6 protein-coding genes and 2 pseudogenes are annotated in these 6000 nt (G+C 63.9%); 2 read left to right on the plus strand and 6 right to left on the minus strand.

The features are described from left to right. Positions 1-906, plus strand: a 906-nt coding sequence (locus N5K27_RS28620) for an ATP-binding protein (protein WP_279820952.1), incomplete at its 5' end; no start/stop codon positions are given. Between the two features lie 226 nt (positions 907-1132). Here N5K27_RS28620 and N5K27_RS28625 read toward each other — a convergent pair. The 5 genes and pseudogenes from N5K27_RS28625 to N5K27_RS28645 form a co-directional block, all read right to left on the minus strand. After that, positions 1133-1305 (minus strand): annotated as a pseudogene (locus N5K27_RS28625) (integrase core domain-containing protein); the annotation flags it as partial. Between the two features lie 36 nt (positions 1306-1341). Further along, positions 1342-2913, minus strand: coding sequence for an IS66 family transposase (locus N5K27_RS28630; RefSeq protein WP_279820954.1), 1572 nt, complete (start codon positions 2911-2913; stop codon positions 1342-1344). A gap of 62 nt (positions 2914-2975) precedes the next feature. After that, entirely contained in the window at positions 2976-3332 is a 357-nt protein-coding gene (tnpB, locus tag N5K27_RS28635; RefSeq protein WP_279820956.1) for an IS66 family insertion sequence element accessory protein TnpB, read from the minus strand. Then, a complete protein-coding gene (locus N5K27_RS28640; RefSeq protein ID WP_140416855.1) occupies positions 3308-3646 on the minus strand; it encodes a transposase in 339 nt (112 codons plus the stop codon). Before N5K27_RS28640 ends, tnpB begins: the two co-directional genes overlap by 25 nt. Before the next feature lie 75 nt (positions 3647-3721). Next, positions 3722-4497 (minus strand): annotated as a pseudogene (locus N5K27_RS28645) (IS3 family transposase); the annotation flags it as partial. Positions 4498-4569: 72 nt separating this feature from the next. Here N5K27_RS28645 and N5K27_RS28650 point away from each other — a divergent pair. Continuing rightward, positions 4570-4917 (plus strand): MaoC/PaaZ C-terminal domain-containing protein, encoded by a 348-nt coding sequence (locus N5K27_RS28650; RefSeq protein ID WP_279820959.1) that lies wholly within the window; start codon positions 4570-4572, stop codon positions 4915-4917. On the opposite strand, the gene N5K27_RS28655 is transcribed toward N5K27_RS28650, so the two are convergent. Then, positions 4914-6000, minus strand: a 1087-nt coding sequence (locus N5K27_RS28655) for an IS5 family transposase (RefSeq protein WP_279820961.1), incomplete at its 5' end; no start/stop codon positions are given. The genes N5K27_RS28650 and N5K27_RS28655 overlap by 4 nt on opposite strands.

Here is a 6000-nt window from a genome sequence, read left to right on the forward strand (position 1 = left end):
GTGCATAAAAGCCCCGGCGGCTATTTGCCCCGCGTGGGCAGCGCTAAGCGTGAAATGGCTCCGGACTATCTGGCGCGCTTGTTCCAGCAACGCAGCCAGGCGCGCATCATCCGCTTCGACGAGCAGCCGGTGCCTGGCGCCACACTCGACGACCTTGTAGATGATCTGTGGCAACGTTTTGCCAGTCCGCGCGTGCAGGATACGCGTGCGGTGCTGCTGGATAAACTGGCCATGGCGCGCCCCGATACCGACGGCGCACTTCGGCCAACCATCGCCGGCGTGCTGATGGCCAGCGCTGATCCCCGCCGCTGGCTGCCAAATGCCTTCATTCAGGCCGTGGCATACCGTGGCACCGAGGTGCTGCCGCAAGGCGACACGGCCTATCAACTCGACGCCCAGGACATCACCGGGCCGCTGGATGCCCAGGTGCTGGCGGCTTGCCACTTCGTCCGCAAGAACATGCAGGTCTATGCCACCAAGAATGAGGGCCGGCACGATCTGCCGCAGTACGACATGACCGCCGTCTTCGAGGCCCTGGTCAATGCCGTTGCGCACCGGGATTACTCGATCCATGGCGCCAAAATCCGCCTGCGGATGTTTGCGGACCGGCTGGAGCTGTATTCGCCAGGCGCCATCCCCAACACCATGACGGTGGAGAGCCTTCCCTACCGCCAGGCCGCGCGAAACGAAGCCATCACCAGCCTGCTGGCCAAATGTTCCGTGCCCGAGGCGGACAAAGCGATCACGGGCCGCAGCGCCATGATGGACAAGCGTGGTGAAGGGGTTCAGATCATTCTGGATCAAAGTGAACGGCTGTCCGGCAAGCGACCGGTTTACAGGCTAGTGGATGACTCCGAGCTGTTGTTGATCATCCCCGCTGCCGAGCCGCCCGCAGCAGTTGAGTGAGATTGACAGGAGGAAGCACCATGGCCAAGGCTGAAGCCAGCGTTGAAGAACTGGTCTCTGGGCTTGCCCTATCTCTCCAGACACATCAGATGGCATGATGATGCCTGGAGAGCAGGAAGATGGCACGGACCAGAAGAACCTTTACCGACGAGTTCAAGCGCGAGGCGGTACGCCTGGCTGAACTGCCGGATAGCAACGTATCGAAAATCGCCCAGGACCTTGGAGCGTAGCGAACGGTCCGGTTGAATCGCTCGACATAGGCGTTCTGCTGGGGCTGGCCGGGCTGAATATATTCGAGTTGATGCCCCATGTGCTTGCCCACTCCACAATAGCCGCACTCAGGTATTCCGGGCCGTTGTCGCACCGAATCGCCGAGGGTTTTCCTCGCCAGCCAATGATCGTAAGCGTCCGGTGATCACGCCTTGACGACGGCAATCAGGTGGCCGGTGTCCACCGATGTGGCAGCAGTTCGGCGATCCGATTGTTCCTCTGCGTTGTCAGCCGCGTGAGCACGTCCTTCAAGTAGGCATACGGATCATGCCCGTTCAGGCGTGCCGACTGGATCAGGCTCATGATGGCGGCCGCGCGCTGGCCGCCGCGCAGCGACCCCGCGAACAACCAGTTCGCACGTCCGACCGCCCAGGGACGGTTCTGGTTCTCGACCCAATTGTTGTCGATCGGCGCGTGGCCGTCGTCTAGATAGCGCGCGAGTGCCTCCCAGCGTTTGAGGCTGTAGTCGATGGCGCGAGCCGTGCCGGATCCGTCAGGCACGCGCTGGCGCTGCGCGATCAGCCACCGGTGCAGCGTCTCGGCGATCGGCCGCGCGCGTTCTTCTCGCATTCGCTGCCGCTCGTCGGCGGGCAGATCAGCCACGTCGCGCTCGACACCATACAGGGCGCCGAACAGTTCCAGCGCCTGGCCGGCAATCTGGCTTTGGTTGCTAGCATGCAGGTCATGGAATTTGCGACGGGCATGGGCCATGCAACCCAGCTCCGTGATGCCGGCCGCGAACCCGGCCTTGTAGCCGACGTAATCGTCAGTCACCAGCTTGCCGCGCCAGTCGTCAAGGAACGTGCGGCAGTGCTCACCGGCGCGGCTGGGGGTGAAGTCATAGACCACTGCGCGCAGGCTGTCATAGGAGGTCGGCGTGTAGGCCCACAGGTAAGCCTTGTGCGTCTTGCCCGCCCCGGGCTTGAGCATCTGCACCGGCGTCTCGTCGGCATGCAGCACTGCTCTGTCCAGGACTTCGGCCTTCAGCGCATCGACCAAGGGCTGCAGCCGCAACCCGCACACGCCGACCCATTCGCCCAGCGTCGAGCGCGGCAGCGCCAGCCCGGCGCGTGCAAAGATGCTTTCCTGGCGATACAGCGGCAGGTGATCGGCGAACTTCGCCACCAGCACCTGCGCCAAGAGCCCCGCCGTCGGGATGCCCTTGTCGATGACCTGCGCGGGCACGGGCGCCTGCGTGAGCGTCTCGCACTGGTCGCACACCCACTTGCCGCGGATGTGGCGCTCGACCGAGAAGACGCCCGGCAGGTAATCCAGCTTCTCGCTGATGTCCTCGCCGATGCGCTTTAAGCCACAGCCGCAGCGGCAAATCGTGGAGACGGGTTCGTGATGGATGTCGGTGCGCGGCAGCTCAGGCGGCAGCCGCATGCGTCGCGGCGCTTGCGGTTCGGCAGGCTTTGGCGCGATCGAGGCGCGCAGCGCATTTACTTCTTCTTCGATGGCCGCCATGTCGGCATCCATCGTCTCTTCTAGCAGGCTTGCCTGCGCTGGGTTCAGCTGCTCGCTGCGCTTGCCGTAGCGCCAGCGCTTGTACAGCGCCAGTTCCTGCGTGAGCTGGTCGATGTGCGTCTGTTTGAAGAGCAGTACGCGGTCGCGCTCGGCGATCACCGCGTCGTGCGCCGCGATCTGGGCGTCACGCGTAGCCACCTCGCCCATCAGGCGTTCGGCCAATGCGCGCAGTTGCTGCGCGTCCAGGTGATCCAGGGATGCGGTGCTCATGGCCGCCAGTATGCCGCAGCGCTCGCGGTGGCGGTATTGGCGTCTTGCCGGATTGCCGGGCGCTACAGCACCGAGATCGCACCGGCCGTGCCGACATGCTGCCAGGGCAGGCCCAGCACCAGCGCCTGCCATTGGTCGCCGTCCAGCGCCATATGCGGACCGTGGGTCGCCTGCGCCCACGTGAACTTGCCGCGGTTCAGCCGGCGCGCGGCCAGCCACACGCCGATCCCGTCGTGCACCAGCACCTTCATGCGGTTGGCGCGTCGGTTAGCGAAACAATAGGCGTGGTGCGGGCGTGCAATACCGAACACCGCCACCACCCGCGCCAGCGCTGTCTCGGTGCCGGCACGCATGTCCAGCGGCTCGGTCGCCAGCCAGATCGCATCGATGCGGATCACCGCAGCCACTCCCGCAGCCACGCCACGCAGGCACCGGCTTCGCTCACGGGCCATTGCACCGTCGCTTGCACCGGGCCGCGCGACAGCCGGATTTCAATATGCCGGCCCAGTACCGGCAGCCCCGATGCGACCACGGGCACAAACGCGGGCGTAGCGCCAGGTGCGACGCTGGCGAGCCGGATCCACTTATGCACCAGGTTCGCGTTCACGCCGTGCGACAGCGCGACACTGGCAATGGATGCCCCAGGCTGACTGCACTGCGCCACGATCTGGGCCTTGAGCGTCTTCGGGTAAGACCGGCGCTTACGCAGCGGCGCTAATTCTGTCTTTGCCATGGTGTCCACCAAAAAATGGTGGACACTAATCGAGGACAACGCCCTGGCTCAAGACGGGATCACCGGGCGCTTACCAATGATCTGCTTGAGCGCGCGAATCACGCGCTCGGAAGGCAGCGAGAAGTCGACCTCGATGCCCAGCGCCTCGCGGTTAAAGTCATCGATCACGTTCAGCACTCGGATGCTACGTCCGTCGGCAAGTTGGTCGTGCATAAAGTCCATGGACCACACCTGGTTGACATGGCTCGGTACCGTCAACGGCTCGGGCGCCTGCCGAACCAGCCGTTTGCGCGGTTTGATCCGCAAGTTCAATTCGAGCTCGCGGTAGATCCGGTACACGCGCTTGTGGTTCCACCCGAAGCCGCGGACATTACGCAGGTACAGAAAGCACAACCCAAAGCCCCAGTTGCGGTGATTGTCCGTCAAGCGCAGCAGCCAATTGGCAATCTCCTCATTCTCGACATCGCCCTTCGCGACGTACCGATAGCAGCTCTGGCTGACCTTGAACGCTTCGCAGGCCATTCGGATCGATACGCCGCGATCTTGCACGGCACGTTTGGCCATCTCGCGGCGACGAGATGGCCTCACCACTTTTTTTCAAGCGCCTCCGTCACGATCTCGGCCTTGAGCTTTTCCTCGACGTACATCTTGCGCAGCCGGGCGTTCTCGGCTTCCAGTTCCTTCATTCGCGCCATCAGCGACACGTCCATGCCGCCGTACTTCGATCGCCACTTGTAGAACGTCGCCGAGCTGATGCCCAGCTCCCGGCACAGTTCGGGCACCGCAAGGCCCGCTTCCACCCGCTTGATGGCTTCGATGATCTGGCTGTCCGTGAATCGCGACTTCTTCATGCTGTAGAACTCCTCAACGAGAAAATTCTACTTCTGGATGCAACGCTTTTGCGGGGGGATTACCACCCAACCATGGCGACGATGGGCTTTCACGACCTGCGTCCCGGACAAACCTGGCGAAGCACCGGCCGCACCCTGACCGAGACCGACCTTACGCTATTCGCCATGCTTAGCGGCGACCGCCATCCTATCCACGTCGACGCAGAATTCGCTCAGGCGACTCGCTACGGGCAGCGGCTCTTCCACGGGACATTCGGGCTCACCCTCACGGTAGCCATGGCCACAGAACTGCCCCACCTTCATGAAGCGGTGATCGCGGCGACAGGCTACACGCAATGGAAGTTTTGCCAGCCGCTATTTATCGGTGACACCGTGCACGTCGAAGCGGAGATAGTCCGCCCTGAACAATTCGGTTCTTAGCAGCAGGGCGGTCGGTTCTCGACCGGAGCGGCGAGCAGTGCTGCAATGACCGGCTGCATCGGCAGGCCGACGCGGACGCAATAAAGCCGCAGCGCGGCCAGGATCAGGCGCAGGTTGTGCCCTGCGCCGCACATCACCGCGTGCAGCGCATCGCCCAGCGCCCCTTTGAGCGGATTGCGGGCGAGCCGCCCGTCCATCTTCATGTGCCCAATGGCCGGCTCGATGGCGCTGCGCCGACGGATCATGGCCTTGAGCGTCCGGGTGATGCCACGCCGTTGTCCCGAGCGCAGGATGCGCACGCCTTCGATCTCCACGCCCCGGTAGCCCTTGTCCACGATGGCTGTGGCGGGTGGCCTGTCCGTGCCGGTGAGGATGCCCACTTGCTCCAGCGTCTCGGCCAGCGTGTGCCCGTCATAGGGGTTGCCCGGCATGGAGCGCATGCCCACCACCAGGCCCTCCTTCAACGTGGTGGCGATGCTGACCTTCACACCGAACTCGTACGGTGTCCTGGCTTTGCCTTTGCTGATGCACTCCACCTCGGGCGCGTGCAGGGCGTACAGCTTGTTCTTGTCCTTCGTGCGCTGGGTCAGGATGCGGCCGGTGCGCTGCAGCAGGTCCTGCACCTTGGCCTGGGCCGCTTCGGGCAGCACATGCAACTGGCGCTGCACCTCACGATGCACGCGGCCCACACGGGTGCGCAGCGTGCGCACGGCCTTCTTCATGCGCTTGAACTGCTTGGCGTGCGCGTAGCGACCGATCTGTGCGGCCAGCCGAGGGGCCACGCGGTTGTAGTTCTGGCGCAGCCGCAGTCCGTTGTCCTCGGCGACCTTGACCAGGTGCTGGCGGCTCTTGTCCAACAGCCGGCTGTCGGTGGGATGGGCGATGGCCTTGGGCATGACGGTGGTGTCCACGATCACCTGCTGCGTGCTGGCCTTGCGGATGACGCCACCACGCCGGGCAGCATCGATGCTGGCCGCAAGCAGCGTTTCCACCCCTTCTTCTCCAATGCGTTTTCTCCAGCGCGTCAGACTGGACGGGTCGATGGGCAGTTCGGTCTGCAGATAGGTCTCGCCACAGAAGAAC

The organism is Pigmentiphaga sp. GD03639, assembly GCF_029845405.1.
GTDB lineage: Bacteria > Pseudomonadota > Gammaproteobacteria > Burkholderiales > Burkholderiaceae_B > Pigmentiphaga > Pigmentiphaga daeguensis.